The sequence below is a fragment of the Microtetraspora glauca genome, from assembly GCF_040656155.1.
GTDB classification, from domain to species: Bacteria; Actinomycetota; Actinomycetes; order Streptosporangiales; family Streptosporangiaceae; genus Microtetraspora; species Microtetraspora glauca.
Map to the genome: position 1 here is coordinate 102,814 of NZ_JBFALK010000011.1, position 13,942 is coordinate 116,755.

At 69.1% G+C, this 13,942-nt stretch carries 8 protein-coding genes and 1 CRISPR repeat array (1 of these 9 cut by a window edge); all 8 genes read left to right on the plus strand.

The window, feature by feature from the left end; all coding sequences use genetic code 11:
• The first annotated feature begins 532 nt into the window (after positions 1-532).
• The 8 genes from AB0I59_RS20780 to AB0I59_RS20815 all read left to right on the plus strand — a co-directional run bounded on the left by AB0I59_RS20780 (position 533) and on the right by AB0I59_RS20815 (position 13,760).
• The gene (locus AB0I59_RS20780) at positions 533-1,696 is read left to right on the plus strand and encodes a hypothetical protein (protein WP_358135003.1); all 1,164 of its coding nucleotides are present in this window, start codon (positions 533-535) and stop codon (positions 1,694-1,696) included.
• Complete coding sequence (locus AB0I59_RS20785) at positions 1,681-3,360, plus strand: Cas10/Cmr2 second palm domain-containing protein (RefSeq protein ID WP_061259730.1); 1,680 nt, start codon at positions 1,681-1,683, stop codon at positions 3,358-3,360. Before AB0I59_RS20780 ends, AB0I59_RS20785 begins: the two co-directional genes overlap by 16 nt.
• Positions 3,357-5,711 (plus strand): RAMP superfamily CRISPR-associated protein, encoded by a 2,355-nt coding sequence (locus AB0I59_RS20790; protein WP_358135006.1) that lies wholly within the window; start codon positions 3,357-3,359, stop codon positions 5,709-5,711. Before AB0I59_RS20785 ends, AB0I59_RS20790 begins: the two co-directional genes overlap by 4 nt.
• A complete protein-coding gene (locus AB0I59_RS20795) occupies positions 5,708-7,345 on the plus strand; it encodes an RAMP superfamily CRISPR-associated protein (protein ID WP_358135009.1) in 1,638 nt (545 codons plus the stop codon). The genes AB0I59_RS20790 and AB0I59_RS20795 overlap by 4 nt, the downstream gene beginning before the upstream one ends.
• Positions 7,342-7,890 (plus strand): type III-D CRISPR-associated protein Csx19, encoded by a 549-nt coding sequence (gene csx19, locus AB0I59_RS20800; RefSeq protein ID WP_358135012.1) that lies wholly within the window; start codon positions 7,342-7,344, stop codon positions 7,888-7,890. Before AB0I59_RS20795 ends, csx19 begins: the two co-directional genes overlap by 4 nt.
• On the plus strand, positions 7,890-10,091 hold the full coding sequence (locus tag AB0I59_RS20805; RefSeq protein ID WP_358135014.1) for a TIGR03986 family type III CRISPR-associated RAMP protein: 2,202 nt from the start codon (positions 7,890-7,892) through the stop codon (positions 10,089-10,091). Before csx19 ends, AB0I59_RS20805 begins: the two co-directional genes overlap by 1 nt.
• A 154-nt stretch (positions 10,092-10,245) precedes the next feature.
• A complete protein-coding gene (locus AB0I59_RS20810; RefSeq protein ID WP_358135017.1) occupies positions 10,246-12,519 on the plus strand; it encodes a hypothetical protein in 2,274 nt (757 codons plus the stop codon).
• 338 nt (positions 12,520-12,857) lie between these two features.
• Positions 12,858-13,760: a hypothetical protein gene (locus AB0I59_RS20815; protein ID WP_358135020.1), complete on the plus strand. Its 903-nt coding sequence runs from the start codon at positions 12,858-12,860 to the stop codon at positions 13,758-13,760.
• A gap of 143 nt (positions 13,761-13,903) precedes the next feature.
• A CRISPR array of direct repeats spans positions 13,904-13,942; the repeat unit is 30 nt; it runs 2,027 nt beyond the window's last position.

A 13,942-nucleotide genomic window follows, 5' to 3' on the forward strand; every position in this document is an offset into this window, starting at 1 on the left:
CTGTCCTCATCACCCCTACGAGGGGTCGCAACGTGTGCGGCGACGCTCGCGCGACGGGGATCACCAGTCCTCATCACCCCTACGAGGGGTCGCAACGAGATGCGCGTGCTCATGGACTACCGCGACAAGACGGTCCTCATCGCCCCTACGAGGGGTCGCAACATGCGGCAGCACACTTTCCCCTGCCGCTGCTCGCGTGTCCTCATCACCCCTACGAGGGGTCGCAACGTGTGCGGCGACGCTCGCGCGACGGGGATCACCAGTCCTCATCACCCCTACGAGGGGTCGCAACAGGCCGGTCTCTGCGCAGAACTGGAACCACCGCCGGAGTCCTCATCGCCCCTACGAGGGTCGCAACCCGAATTTCCCGCGGCGATTCTTGGAATAGATCGCCTGTCCTCATTGCCCCTATGGGGGTTGCAACATCTCCGTGTAATACTCCGAAAGTTGCTACTTGTTACCATTTCGTCGCTCTTTGTGTCGTCCATCTGTGTCGGGTGAAGGTGGAAAACGGGGCGGAGAGGACGAGTGGATGGGGCTTTCCCGGGCTCAGACGACGGGCAAGGCGAGAACGGCGGTGGAGGGAACATCCCGCTGGGCGGTGGCGGCCCTCGCGGGTGTCGCGGCGGCGGTCGCCGCCGGCACGGTGCCGGATGTGATCAAGAGCTGGCTCGGCGATCAGCGAGGGTTCCTCACCGCGCTGTGCGTCGTCTCGGCGGCGGTGTTCGCGGGCATCAACCTGTGGCAGCAGCGCAGCAAAGGTGTGGGCATCGTGATCGCCCTGCCGAGAACGAACTGGCGAGCGCCGTGGAGCACCCAGTGGGCCGCCGCTGCCGTCGCCCACGCCAGGCGACATCATGACTCCTGCTTCACCGTACGGCGGGACATCGTCGCGGCGACGCCGGAAGACGACGCGGAGGCGAAGGCCACCGCGCGAGAAGCGCGCGTGGACGCCATCGAGTTCGCCTGCGAGTTGGTGAACGTGCGGCTCACGGAGTTGGCCGAGGCCGATCCTTCGACCCCGGTGTCGCTCTATGTCAACGCCGCGCTGCCCGACGCCTTCGAACTGGGCGCGAGGTTCAAGTTCAATGTGCACCGGAGGCTGCGCGGCGTCGGCGCATCCCCTCACGACGACGCGTCCGCTGACGATCGCAATGCGATCGCCGATGTCGTCCTGCCGCAACGCGCCGAGTTCGCCCGTACGGACTTCTTCACGGCGGTACGGATCAGCGGCCGGTTGAAGGATCCACTGACCCCTGCGGAGGCCGTACGTGCGGCGAAGCTGGCCACAGTGATCGAGGAGCCGGAATTCGGCGACGTGCCGGACGGGGGAGCGGTCGCGCTTGTGGTGCACCTCGCGGACAACCCGATGATGGTTGCCGAGGCGCTGCGCGCGGCGCGCGAGGGCTGCCTGGACGTCAATGGGCGCTGGGAGCGCTGCCGTGCGGCTCTGGTCGTCGACGGCGGCCCGGCCAACATCCCCGAAAGCACCGGAGACTTCGAGCTCGTTGTCCGGCACGTCTACGGGGCGTGGTCGGCGTGGATCGAGGCTCGCCCAGAGTACGTCGGCCTGTGTCCGCGCCTGTTCATCACTGCTCCGGCCAGCGTCGCCTTCGCGCTCGGCTGGTTGATGGGTCACAAGGTCACGCCGGTTCCGCACCCCTATGAGGCAGGAGAGCCATGTACGTCGTCGTGATCGGTACGGCGGGCAACCAGCGGTACATCTTCTCCTCGCGCAAACGGCAGGAGATCGTCGGGGCGTCGGATCTGATCGCACAGGTCAACGGCTCCTGGGCCGACGAGGCGATGGCCCGCGTGTTCCCCGGGTTCGACAGGAGCTGGCGCATCAAGGACGGCCACGCCGCGGAACTGATCACCGCCGGGGCGGGAGCCATCACCGTGCTGGTTCGGGACAAGGACGCCGGCCGGAGCCTGGTGACCGAGCTGACCGGCCGAGCCCTGCGCGAGGCCCCCGGTCTGGACGTCTGCGGCGTGGTGGTCGAGGCGGTGGGGCCGCTCGCGCACGACATCTCGGCGGCACGCACCGAACTCGCGGCGGTGCGCGAGTCCAGGCCGGGCCCGCAGGCGAGGTTCCTGCGGCTGCCGCTGGTCGAGGACTGTGCCTCCACGGGACTGCCGGCGATGTCACTCCATCGTGAAGGGCGGGACGAGCCCAGCAGAACCAGGTCGGCGGCGTCCATGGCCAAGCTCGACCACTTCCAGCACGCGCTCAGCCGCCTGGCCGAGGACGCGCAGACCGACGTCGCCACGACGAGAAAGATCGTCGACAGGCTGGGGCTTGAAGCCGACTGGGTGGCGGTGGTGCACGCGGACGGCAACGGGTTCGGCGACATCTTCCGCGGCCTCGGCGACAGGCTCGACGTGGCGGATGCCGTCAACCGGGACGGAAAGTACACGGAAGCCCTGCGCACGCTGTCCCTGGGGGTCGATGACTGCGCGAAAAGGGCCTTCCATAAGGCATTGACCCGGACCGCGGCCGAACACGCGTCCGTCACGGTGAACGGCATGCCTCCCGTCCTACCTCTGGTGCTCGGCGGTGACGACCTGACCGTACTCTGCGAGGGCGCCGTGGCCCTGCCGTTCGCCCGGCATTACCTGGAAGCGTTCGAAGAGGAGACCGCGAGCGATGCCCTGCTCCGCCCGATCCTCGACAAAGCCGACCGCCCCTGGCTGGGGGCGGCGGCCGGGGTGGCGATCGTCAAGCGGAACTACCCGTTCAGGTTCGCCTATGACCTCGCCGAGGAGCTGATCACCGCCGAGGCCAAGCAGGTGAAGGCGTGGGGGTCGGCGCTGGCGTTCACCGTGCTGTTCGAGAGCTCGGCACCCGATCTCGCGAGGATCCGGAGCTCGTCCACGCTGGCGGGCGGGACCGTCGCGTCGGCGTCGCCGTACCTGGTGGGGCGGGGAAGCGACGACCCCCGCGCGGAACGGCGGCGCTGGTCGGACCTCCTGCGCCGGGTGGACGCGCTCCAGCGAACGGATGCCGAATCGGGTGAGCTGCTCATCCCGAGCGGTGCGGTGCACGAGCTCCGCGAGGGGCTGTGCCTGGGCGCGGAGGTGGCGGACGCCCGGTTCACCTTGCTCCGCACGCGCTTCAGCGGATCCCCGGCCCGGTTGGCGGCGCTGGCCGAGTTGGAAGGGGACCCTGGGCGGCTGGTCTGGCGCGATCACAGCGATCACGCCGCCCATGCCGATCACGCCGACCACGGTGACCTTGTCAATCACATCGACCGCAGTGATCACATCGACCGGGGCGGTCATGAGGAGAGGATGGTGACGGGTCTCATGGACGCCGTGGCCGCGCTGCCCTTCCTGCCCATTCGGGGAGCAGCCGGATGAATGTCGAACTCGAACTGCTCATGCTCAGCGACTGGAGGGTTGGCACCGGTACCGGAGTCCCCGGCTACGCCGACCGGCTCGTCCAGCGGGAGGCTGGAGACGCCTCGACGGCGCCCGCCGCGCCGATCGTCCCCGCGAAGACCCTGATCGGCGTCTGGCGGGACTCCTGCGAGCTGGCGGCGCACGCGCTCGACAGCGGCCCTTCCGGTATCTGGCACGACTGGCTGGACTTTCTGTTCGGCGGCCAGTACAGCGCCGACCGCCGCCATGCCGTGCGGCCCGCGGCCCTGGCTCTTGACGGGGCCTTGCGTCTGCCGGGTCGGCTTCCCGAGTTGCTGCGTACCCGTCCGGAGGTGGCCTGGGCCGCGACGTTCCGCAAGCCGGGAGTGGCGATCGATCCGAGGACGGGCACCGCCGAGGCCGGGATGCTGCGGTTCGAGGAGATGGCCAGGGCAGGTGTCACGCTGACCGGCCGCGCGCGGATCCGAGGTTTCGACGAGCTGGATCAGGATCAGCGGCATGCCGCCGTGGGCCTGCTGGCGGCGGGCGCGCGGTTGCTGGAACGGATCGGGGGCAAGCGGCGTCGCGGCTCCGGCCGCTGCCGGCTGACGCTGCGGGGCGTGGAGCCCGACTTCGCCGTGCTCGCCCGGGCGGACATCGCACCACCTCCCGCGGCCATGCCGTACCGCGTGGCCGATCGCCCGGCCCCGGTTCCCGTACCGGGCGGCCGTGAGTGGGAATGCGCGGAATTGGTCATCACCGTCGAGCAGCCGGTCCTCGCCGCCGCCACCGTCCAGGGCAACCTGGTCCGGGGTGAGGCGTTCATCCCCGGCTGGTGCCTGATGCCCGAGGTGGCCAGGCGGCTCGGGGGACCGGCACACGCTCTCGTCCGTACGGGAGACCTCCTTGTCACGGCCGCCACCCCGCAGTCACGCGGCGGAGTGCGAACCCTGCCCGTCCCCAAGGCGTTCGTGCACGCGAAGGGGACCAAGGGCGTCGTCGCCGGAAACCGGATGGCCGGAGACGCGGCTGTGGGCAAGTCGTACCGGGAAGGGCATGTCGTGCCGGAGGGCGAGGAGGCGGGTACGGTCGTCAGCCCGGACTTCACCCTTCGCATGCACAACACCATCCGGGACGACATCCAACGGCCGAGCCGGGACGTCGGTGGGGTCTACATCTACAAGGCGCTGGCCGGATCGGTGCTCCGGGCCGAGGTACGGGTGCGATCGGACCTGCTGGAGCCGGGCTGGCAGAAGCGGCTGACCGGACGGTGGCGGGTCGGCCGGTCAGCGAAGGACGACTACGGCCAGGTGCGGGTGGAAGCACGTCCGGGCGCCATGCCGAGCGGTTCTCCCAAGAGCATGCGTGGGATGTCGAGTGGGTCCTCTACGGAGGAAGGCCACAGCGCCACGCCCGGCGGTGCACATGGGGAAGGGAACCTGCTGCGCGTATGGCTGCTCTCGGAGCTGCTGGTCAGGGACAGCAGACTGAGGTTCAGCATCGACCCCGGCGACGTCGGGCGGGCATTGGAGCAGGCCCTCGCCAGAGCGGGTGCATCCGGAGTGACCCTGAGTCCGGTGACCGAGCAGCAGGACGGCCGCATCGCCGTTGCGCTCGGTGCGCACAGGACGGAGAGCTGGCACCGGGGCTGGGGCCTGCCTCGACCCACCCTGTACGGCCTCGCCGCAGGGAGTTGCCTCACCTTCGAGGTTTCCGGCGGTCCTATTTCCCCTGAGGTTCTGGACGAGGTCCGTATCGCCGGGGTGGGGGAGCGCCGCGCCGAGGGCTTCGGACAGGTCGAGATCGATCATGACCTGCTGCTCCGGAGTGTCGGCGATATGCCTGCCCAAGGCGTTTCCTATGGCGAGCCGGCGTCGGACGTGTGGCCCGAGCCGATCAGGCAGGGCGAGGGCGGCCATGCCGAAGGGAGAATCTTCGAACGTGCGGCCTGGCGCGTGGAAATCCACCGGACCTGCGAAGCCGTGATGGCGGCCTGCGACCGACGTGCGGAGATCCTGCCGGTCGAGGTGACTCCCACCCAGCTCAACGGGCTGCGCGAGGTCGTCAGGGAGCCCTCGATGGAAAGAGCCCGCAACCGGCTCGCCTGGCTCACCCGGATCAAGGCAGGTCGCCCGTCCTGGCCGAGAAAGAAGGCGGAGACGCTGGCCGATCTGCTCGACCATCCCGATCGGATCTGGACCCTGCTCGGCCTGCCCGAGGAGAGGCTCACCGTGACCGCCGACGGCGCCGCCGCGCTGCGCACGGAACTGCACGACGAGGCGGTGCGCGTCCTGCTCACCGCCTGCCTGGCGGCGCACAGCCGGGAACGGGCGGAAGGAGACGCGGAATGACACGCAGAACAGGCCGGCACGTGACGAGCCGGGTCCGGGCCCGGGGCTGGCTGCGCACCGAGTCGCCGGTGCATGTCGGAGGTCTCGGTACGGACCCCTCGGAGCCGCTGCCGATCGCCCTGGACGGCCTGGGCCGTCCCTACGTGCCCGGCACGACACTCGCCGGAGTCCTGCGAAGCTGGTCGCGGGGTGCCGCCCCGGACGCCCTGCTGCCCGACCTGTGGGGGACCGCCGGGGAAGACAGCGAGGGCGGCGCGAGCCGTGTGATCGTCGCCGACGCTCTGGTGACGTCCGACACCCGGCTGGACGATCACGGTCTGCCGCTCAGCCCGCTCAACCGTGCGTTCTTGGAGTTCCGGCCGTCAGTCGGAATCGACCGGGTGACCGGCACGGCCGCCCCGGAGTTCCTGTACGGCAGGCAGGTCGTCCCCGCCGGTTACCTCCTAAGGCTAGAGATCGACATCGAGTCGGCCGCCGATTCGGACCCGGCCGTGGACGAGGCCCGGATGGGGGCCTTCCTCGCGGCGCTTTCAGCAGGGGACATACGGATCGGTGCGGCAACCGGTCGAGGGCTTGGCTCCGTGCGGTTGCTCGACGATCCCCTCGAGGTCGCCGTAGAAAGGTTCGACTCCCCGCAGGGGCTGCTGGCCGTTCTCAGAGGTGATGCTGCGCGCGTCCGTTCGAAGACGTCTCTGAGTGCCGTGGAGCCGGAGCTGCCGACCAGGCGTGAGTTCCTTCACGTCCAGGTCGTCTGGAGGCCGCTGGCGCCGGTGATGGTCCGGGCGACGCCGAGCGGGCTGTCTGTCGACACGTTGCCGCTGACCACCCGGGTCGATCAGCGTCACCTGACTCTGGTCCTGCCGGGCGGTTCGCTCAAGGGGGCGCTGCGAGCCCACGCCGAGTTCGTGGAACGCACTGCGAGGTTCACCCCCGACGGTGCTCCGGAAACCACCGCCTCGCACGGCGAGTCAGGAGCCGCCACCCCTCGGGCCGCCTCGGAAGATCCCGCCGCCGGGCACAGCGCAGCGTTCCGGGCGCAGCTCGACCAACTGCCCGCCGTACGGGGTCTGTTCGGCGCGGCACGCGACGACGTCAAGGACCGGAGGGCGGGAGCCTTGCGGGCCGAGGAGTGCACCGCACTGATCACCATCCCCGAAACGCTGTGGCAGACCGTCACCGGGGCCGATCCCCTGCCGATGGCGTCTCCAGGCGAGCATGCGGAGTTGCCGGCGGCGGTGCGGGACCGGCTGGACGACCTCGGCATGGCTCAGGCCGACCACGTCGCCCTGGACCGGTGGACCGGCGGCGCGGCCGACGGACGCCTGTTCAGCGTGGTCGAGCCGCACTCGGTCGAATGGGAGCCGATCAGGCTCTCGATCGACCTCACCCGGCTGGCCGACGGCCGCGAGCCGGCGCTGGCCCTGCTCCTGTTGACCCTGGGCGACCTGGCCGAGGGGCGCGTCCTGCTCGGGGCGTCCGTCAACAGGGGGTTCGGCGACATCGAGGTCAGCGAGATCACATTAGTCGGCGGACCGTGGCCGAAGCAGGTCACGCTGCCCGAGGCACTGGACGGGCCCGAGATCTCAACCATCGCTCAGGCGTGGACGGACTACCTGGCACAGGAGGTGTCATGACGACCTTGTACGGCGCCGCCGCCACCGGCGTCACCCTGCCAGAGGCGCTGGAGGCCGCCGGGCTGGACGGCGGATGCGCCCTGCTCACCACGCCTTCCGCGTACCGCGTGGCCAGGGTCGAGGGCGGTGGTTGCGTCACCGCGTCCGGCCCGGTCGATCTGTCCGTCGTCTACGAGGCGTGGGTCTTCACCCCGGAGGCGGAGCTGCGCTGGGTGGAGTCCGGGTACACGGTCCTGCTCACAGAGGACGAGTACCTGCTGCCGGACTCTTTCGGCGAGCGGGTGGATCCGTTGCCCGCCATCGCGACGATGGACGCCCGCTATCTCGTCTGGGGCGCGGTGACCGTGTCCGGATCCGGCTGGACCACCGTTGCCTCTTCTCGTGTCGGCACCCTGGCCGTTCCCCTGCTGTCCGCCGGAGAGGGCGACCGCGTACGGCTGGCCGCCCGCGAGTACGTCGTCGCGGACTGTGAGCACGGCAACGCCTATGTCGCCGAGGAACGCCTGATCGCGTTCGAACCCTACGCAGTGGAAGGGGCCGCGTGATGACCGGCGAGTTCCTGAACCCCTACACGTTCATCCCGGCGTTTCCTCGCGAGGGACTGCCGGAGCCGCTCCGCGACGGACCGCCGCCCGCGCGCGACCTGCTGCGTCCCGGCTGCTGGACCGGCCGCATCGGTGTCACCCTCACCGTGCAGACGCCGCTGCTGCTCCTCGACACCGCGCGGAAGACCCCACTGTCGGACGGTGGAAACGGCGCGGAGGGCCATTTCGTCTATCCCGTACGGCTCCGCGACGGCCGCCCGCACTTGCCCGCCACCTCGGTCAAGGGCATGCTGCGCGCCGCGTACGAGGCCGTCACCAACTCCCGGTTCGGTGTCTTCGAAGGCCACGACAGCCGGCTCGGCTTCCGTCGCGACGCCGGATTCGCCCTGGGCATGGTGCCCGTGTACATCGCCGCCCAGGGAGTGCTGTACAAGTTCCAGCAGGCGGTGCTCAGGATGTACGACAAGGACGGGGTGAGCATCTACCCGAAGGATGGCCAGGAGGCGCCCCGGCATCTGGAACGGCTCCGCGCCCTGGTCAGACGGGGGAAGAACAACCAGACCGAGGTCGTCCGGTTCGTGCGAGAAGGCGCCAAAGAGGTGCTGGCGCGAGAGAGCGGCGAGCGGATCGTCAACGGCGTCGCCTTCGTTACCGGCCCGAACATCGAAGGCAAGACCTGCGAGCGCTTCTTCTATCTGGAGCAAGGCCAGAAGCCCAAAGCGCTGGAACTCGCCAGGCCGTGGCATGCGCTGGAAAAGCAGTGGAACGACCTGATCTGTGACTACCGCGGAGTGCACGACGAGGCCGAGCTGTTCGGACGCCGTCGCGCGGACGGCTCCGCCGCCGGTCCGGGAGAGCGGATCGGCGACGGCCCCGGACAGCTCGCATGGAGTCCGCACATCCATGAGGACGACGTGACGGTGTTGAGGCGAGGCTCGGTCTGCTATGCCCGTCTGGAGAACGACCAGGTGACGGCGCTCTATCCCGTGCTGGTGCCACGTGACCTCTATCCCGTTTCCCCGCGAGAACTGCTATCGGAATCGCTGCTGCCGGCCTGCCGATACGACAAGCTGTCACCGGCCGATCGCGTGTTCGGTTGGGTCGCTCCGAGAGGTTCCGGCGTTCGTCCTGCGGCCTACCGTGGCCGACTGCGCATCGGTCCGGTCGCTTGCGAGCAAGAGGCGGATGAGGCCGTGGAGCGGTTCGCCGGAGACGGCCTGCCGATCTCGATCCTCGGGCAGCCCAAGCCCCAGCAGGGACGTTTCTACCTCGCCAAGTCGGCCGACCAGCCGGATCGGCCGGTCAGAGATGGGACGCCGAAGGAGAAGCTCTACCAGTCCGGACGTGGCCTGCGCGGAAGGAAGGCGTACTGGCATCACGCCGGGCTCGACCCGCGCCAGCACTGGAACGAGGGACAGGGGAAGTGGGACCCCACCCAGGTCCGGGTCGGCTCTCACTACCGTGAATACCGCCGCTCCCGGGCTGCCCACGATGACAAGGGCCTTCCGACTCCTGACAAGAAGCGGTACTGGACGACGGACGCCGAGCAGCGCGATACGCAGAACCGCTCCATCAAGGGATGGGTGCGGCCCAAGACGACCTTCCGGTTCGCCATCGACGTCCGGGACCTCGACGCCCACGAGCTCGGCGCGCTCGTCTGGCTGCTCACCCTCCCGGCGGGGCACTTCCACCGACTCGGTCTCGGACGCCCGCTCGGCTTCGGCAGCGTACGGCTCGATATCGACGTCGAGAACACCCGACTGCACTCCGGTGAGCAGTTCGCCGACTATTACCGCTCGTTGTCCACGCCTCTCTCCGACGGTGACGGCGCCAAGATCCTGGAGGCCACGCGCGAAGAGTTCGTCCGGCTGGTGGAGAGCTCCGATCAGCTGGTCACCGTAAGGGAGGCCATGCTGGCCGTGGCGCGCGGCAACCCCGAACTTCCGGTGCACTACCCCCGCACGCGTCCGGAATGGTTGCCGGAGAACGTCCCTGCTCCGCCGGATCCGCGGGGGTGGAACTTCAAGTGGTTCACCGAGAACGAGAGACCCGAGCAGGGCAGGCCCGTTTCAGGACGAGGGCGCGCGCTGCCCGGCCTTGGGAACACCGATGCGCCGCTCACCACGTACCTCTCCGATGAAAAAGGAGGGTCGCGCGATGACGGCCGTTCTGGACCGTCCGGACGGCGCAGAAGCCGTTAAAGCGCAATTAATCCCTCATATCTTCTAATATTAGGCATGGCAGAAAAGGCGGGGTGGTGTGGTAGTTCGCGACTTTGTCGGTGATGCTCGCGGGTGATGGGTTAACGTCAACCCGGTTGATTCCGTTACGGCCTGCCATGTGGAAGGCGTTGTCGTGGAGAAAACCGAGGGCGTGCTGCTCGTACATGCGGTGGGCGGCGGGGATCTGGGATTCCCGGGAGTGCGAAGCTTCGACGGATTGCTACCCGATCTCGATGGTGATCCGCAGGGCGAGGGCAAGGACCGCCGGCCGCTCAGGAAGGTGTTCGAGGGGCTCACCTCCGCCGAGATCCCGGTCTCTCTGGTCGTCCTGCTCGGGACCACGACACCGGGCGGGCCGGGAGACCGGACGTTCGCCGAGCACGCCGACGAGATCCGGGCGCGGCTCACCTCCGAGGCCGGGCTGTACGGCGTGCGTTTCGACCCGGAGGCGGTCTCCGTCGTCAGGGTGGAGGCGCCGACCCTCGGGGACGGCTCGGAGGCTCTGCGGCGGTGGCTCCTGCGTCGTTCCCCCATCGACATATTGGTCACGTGCGGTTCTGGAGCGTTCGCGCTCAGCGCGGGCGCCGTGTGTGCCGCACTGGCCGCCCGCCGCCCCGCGCAGATCATCCACATCGACGCGCCGCGACAGCCGTACGTGCTCGACGGGCCACGAGACATGGACGCGCGGCTGCAGTCCTGGCTGCTCCGCCATCGGTTCTGGGACGCCCTCGCGGAGGTGGACCCCGCCAACCGCGAAGTATGGGAACTGCTCGCCGCCCGGCAGGCCGGGGACACCACCTATGCCACCGCCATGCGGGAACGCTCCAATGCAGACACCGGCCACGGCATCTCCGACGGCCAGATCGGTAAGTTCACCGAGACGTGGCCGACCGCGCAGGCGGCCCTGTTCGAGCGGATCGGGCGAGGGGAGGCCGCAGACTACGGGCTGCTCCGTGCCTGGTTCGCCGGACGCCTTCGCCGACTTTTCGGTCGGGAGGAGAGCGCCCTACCGAGCCCAGCCCGCGATCAGATCAGACGGCTCATCGACATGCTCACGTACCGAGGTGACGGGGAACGCGGCCTGGCCGGACACATCCGCATGACCGCCCGGCAACTCTGGTCGGTGCCGGCCACCGGATGCGGGGCGATGCTCAAGGACGACGCGCTGATCAAGCTGTACACCGCGGCGTCCACACATCGGGCACACCTGAGTCCGGAACGGCTCGCGGGACCGCTGCCCTCCACCTTGCTGGACGCCGCCGACCGGTGGGAGAAGGACGACCAAGGGGTCAAGCTGGTCTCCCATGCAGGTATGACCGGATGGCCGGTGCTGGGCAGCGGGGACGTTCTGGGCCTTCTCGCCGTCGGGCTGGACCACGACGGCAGGGAGACCGAGGACCGGCTCGCCGTACAGACGGTCCTCGCCGAGCTGCGGAAAAGACGCGAGTCGCTGCCACGCCGAGGCGCCGTACGGCTGCGGTTGCTCGCTACCTCCGAGGCTCGGGAGCGGGCCCACATGCTGGCACGCTGGGCGGCTGAGGATGGCGATGCGGACGTTCGAGTGATCGCACCTGTTTCCGCCGACTTCGAGGCTGCCCGGGACGCCATCGTCGCCGGGCTCGCTTCCGAGGCGGCTCCCACCGGTAAGTGGGGATCGCGGAGTCTGCGCGATGTCGACGAGCTGGTGCTGGTCCTCAACCCGGGGCCGCCCCTGACGAACTACGGCATGATCGCGGCGGGCGTTGAGTGGTCGCTGACCGCCGCCTGCCCGCTGTGGGTGACAGAGCTGATCCGCCGGCGCGACGCGGCATCCGAACTTCGCGGCGGTCAGCGGGTGCTGGCGCGCCTGGGCGCGGACCGCATGCTGGCCGGGCTCGCGGTGAGCGCCGTCAGGCGACTGGACCTGCGGACCGCTCGGCGTCTCGTCGGGCGCGGCTCGGACACATTGCGTGACGTGATGCCATTGCTCGCGGCGTTGGAGAACGACCTGTTCGGCGCCGCCGGTGATGGCTGGCCGGCGGCCGAGCGCCTGGCCGCGGCCAGGCGGCGCCTGACGCTACTCGCCGAGATCTGCCGTGACCAGAGACACCGGGTGCCGGTGGCGTATGTCGCAGTGGAGACACTCCGTCCGGCGCTGTTCTCGTGGGGGCAGTGGGACGGGCTCCGCACCGCGAGGCCCGCGCTGAAGGAGCTGGGAAGGCTCGCGAACGAGTCGATCCAGGGGCATGCCCTCGATCGGCAGGGCCGGGGCCGTCCTCGCACTGCCCGCTTTGACGCCGATGTGCGTGAGGTGCTGCTGCGTGCTGTGCGTGATTTGGGCGGACCGGCCAGAGGTGATGACACGCTCGTCTTTCAGCATAAATCGGCGGTCAACTCTCTTGAAGTGATTTATCGGGAAAGCGCTTGACGATGGCTGGGCACGTTGGCAGCCTTGTCTCGTTCAACGGCAGGACGCCTGCGAGCTTGAGTGGTTCATTCCGCTCCCTCTGAGGGCCTCGGACTTCGAGGCCGATGTCGCGAGACCGCGTTTTCGAGCGCGTTCTCTTGTGATGCCTCGGAGGGGCAATTCTCATGGACCTCGCCGCCGTTGTTTCAGCATGCGAGTCGACCGCCTTCCACGCGTACTTCTCACTGGTCTCACCAGCGCTCAGGGACGCCGCGCGCGGGCCGATGCGCCGCGCCCGGCACAACGGAAGGTCATGCAGCGGAGTCGACCGTACTCGTTGGTGTGATGAGTGCGAGCAGGTGATCGCTGACCACCTGCTCGACGGGTACGCCAGGCTGCGCAAGGCCCTGGCGGGAGTACCACCCCGCACACGGACGGGGGACACGGTCCGCGAGATGGAGTCGGCCGTTCGATGGCTGACCTCATCGGAGGCAGTCGGGGACAGGCTCGACCTCGTGTCTCGCCAGATGCGGAGACGGCCCAGCGAGGAGGAGCCGCCCGGAGTCCGCGCGGCCCGCGCGCAGCTCGTCCATCACCCCCTACTCAGCCTCGAAGCACGCGTACGCCGTGCGGACGCGATGAGCCGCGGCGCCTCGGCCAAGCCTGAGCGCGATCTCCGAACGTCCGACTGGGCGAAGCCGCTTCGCGGGAACGGGGTCGCTTTCCAGCTTCTGGAGGACGCCGTAATCAGACTGCGGAACGGGGGTGTGGATCCCTACGACGTTTCCTGCGGCCTGCTCGAACGCTTGTGTCTGGACCTGCCCACGGCCAGGCGCATGTTGCGCGACTCCCTTGACCGGCTCCGCGCGCTGCGCCCTGGCTTCTACGCGGCCAACGTGGCCGGATATCTGGGGCAGGAAACACTGCTTCCGGGCAGCACTTCCCAGCAGGGGCCGGAGGAGCTGTTCATGCTCGGCGAAGAGAAGGATGCGGCACGGCGGACGCTGGGCAAGCTGCTGACCGGCGGACCGGTGACCACGCGCCCGACACGCGCGCGGGGGCGCTACCAGGATCTGCTCGCCCGGATCTGCGCTGATGTTCCTCCGAGCGGTACCGAGTTCGTCGCCTGGATCACGCGTGAACTCGGGACCACCACGACGGCTGCCGAGCGTTTCGTGCGGCGACTTGTCCGTCTGGTCGCGCTCGCGGACCCGGACTGGGTCGCCGATCAGTGCCACGCGGCCGGTACCAACCGCGCCTGAGCACGAGAAGACCGGTGCGCTCTGCGGGACCTCGATCTGCCGGCTCCCGCAGAGCGACCAGTCCGGTCATCTACCCCGGCGTGTTGCCTCCCTCATAGATCGAGGAGGATGACCACCACCAACAGCCATTACAGGACGGTGGTGTTGCGACCCCTCGTAGGGGCGATGAGGACTGGAGCATG

What these genes read in the sequence shown, in the direction of transcription:
- AB0I59_RS20795 (WP_358135009.1), top strand. Translation starts at nt 5,708, where the DNA reads ATGACACGCAGAACAGGCCGGCACGTGACGAGCCGGGTCCGGGCCCGG.
- AB0I59_RS20790 (WP_358135006.1), top strand. Translation starts at nt 3,357, where the DNA reads ATGAATGTCGAACTCGAACTGCTCATGCTCAGCGACTGGAGGGTTGGC.
- AB0I59_RS20785 (WP_061259730.1), top strand. Translation starts at nt 1,681, where the DNA reads ATGTACGTCGTCGTGATCGGTACGGCGGGCAACCAGCGGTACATCTTC.
- csx19 (WP_358135012.1), top strand. Translation starts at nt 7,342, where the DNA reads ATGACGACCTTGTACGGCGCCGCCGCCACCGGCGTCACCCTGCCAGAG.
- AB0I59_RS20780 (WP_358135003.1), top strand. Translation starts at nt 533, where the DNA reads ATGGGGCTTTCCCGGGCTCAGACGACGGGCAAGGCGAGAACGGCGGTG.
- AB0I59_RS20805 (WP_358135014.1), top strand. Translation starts at nt 7,890, where the DNA reads ATGACCGGCGAGTTCCTGAACCCCTACACGTTCATCCCGGCGTTTCCT.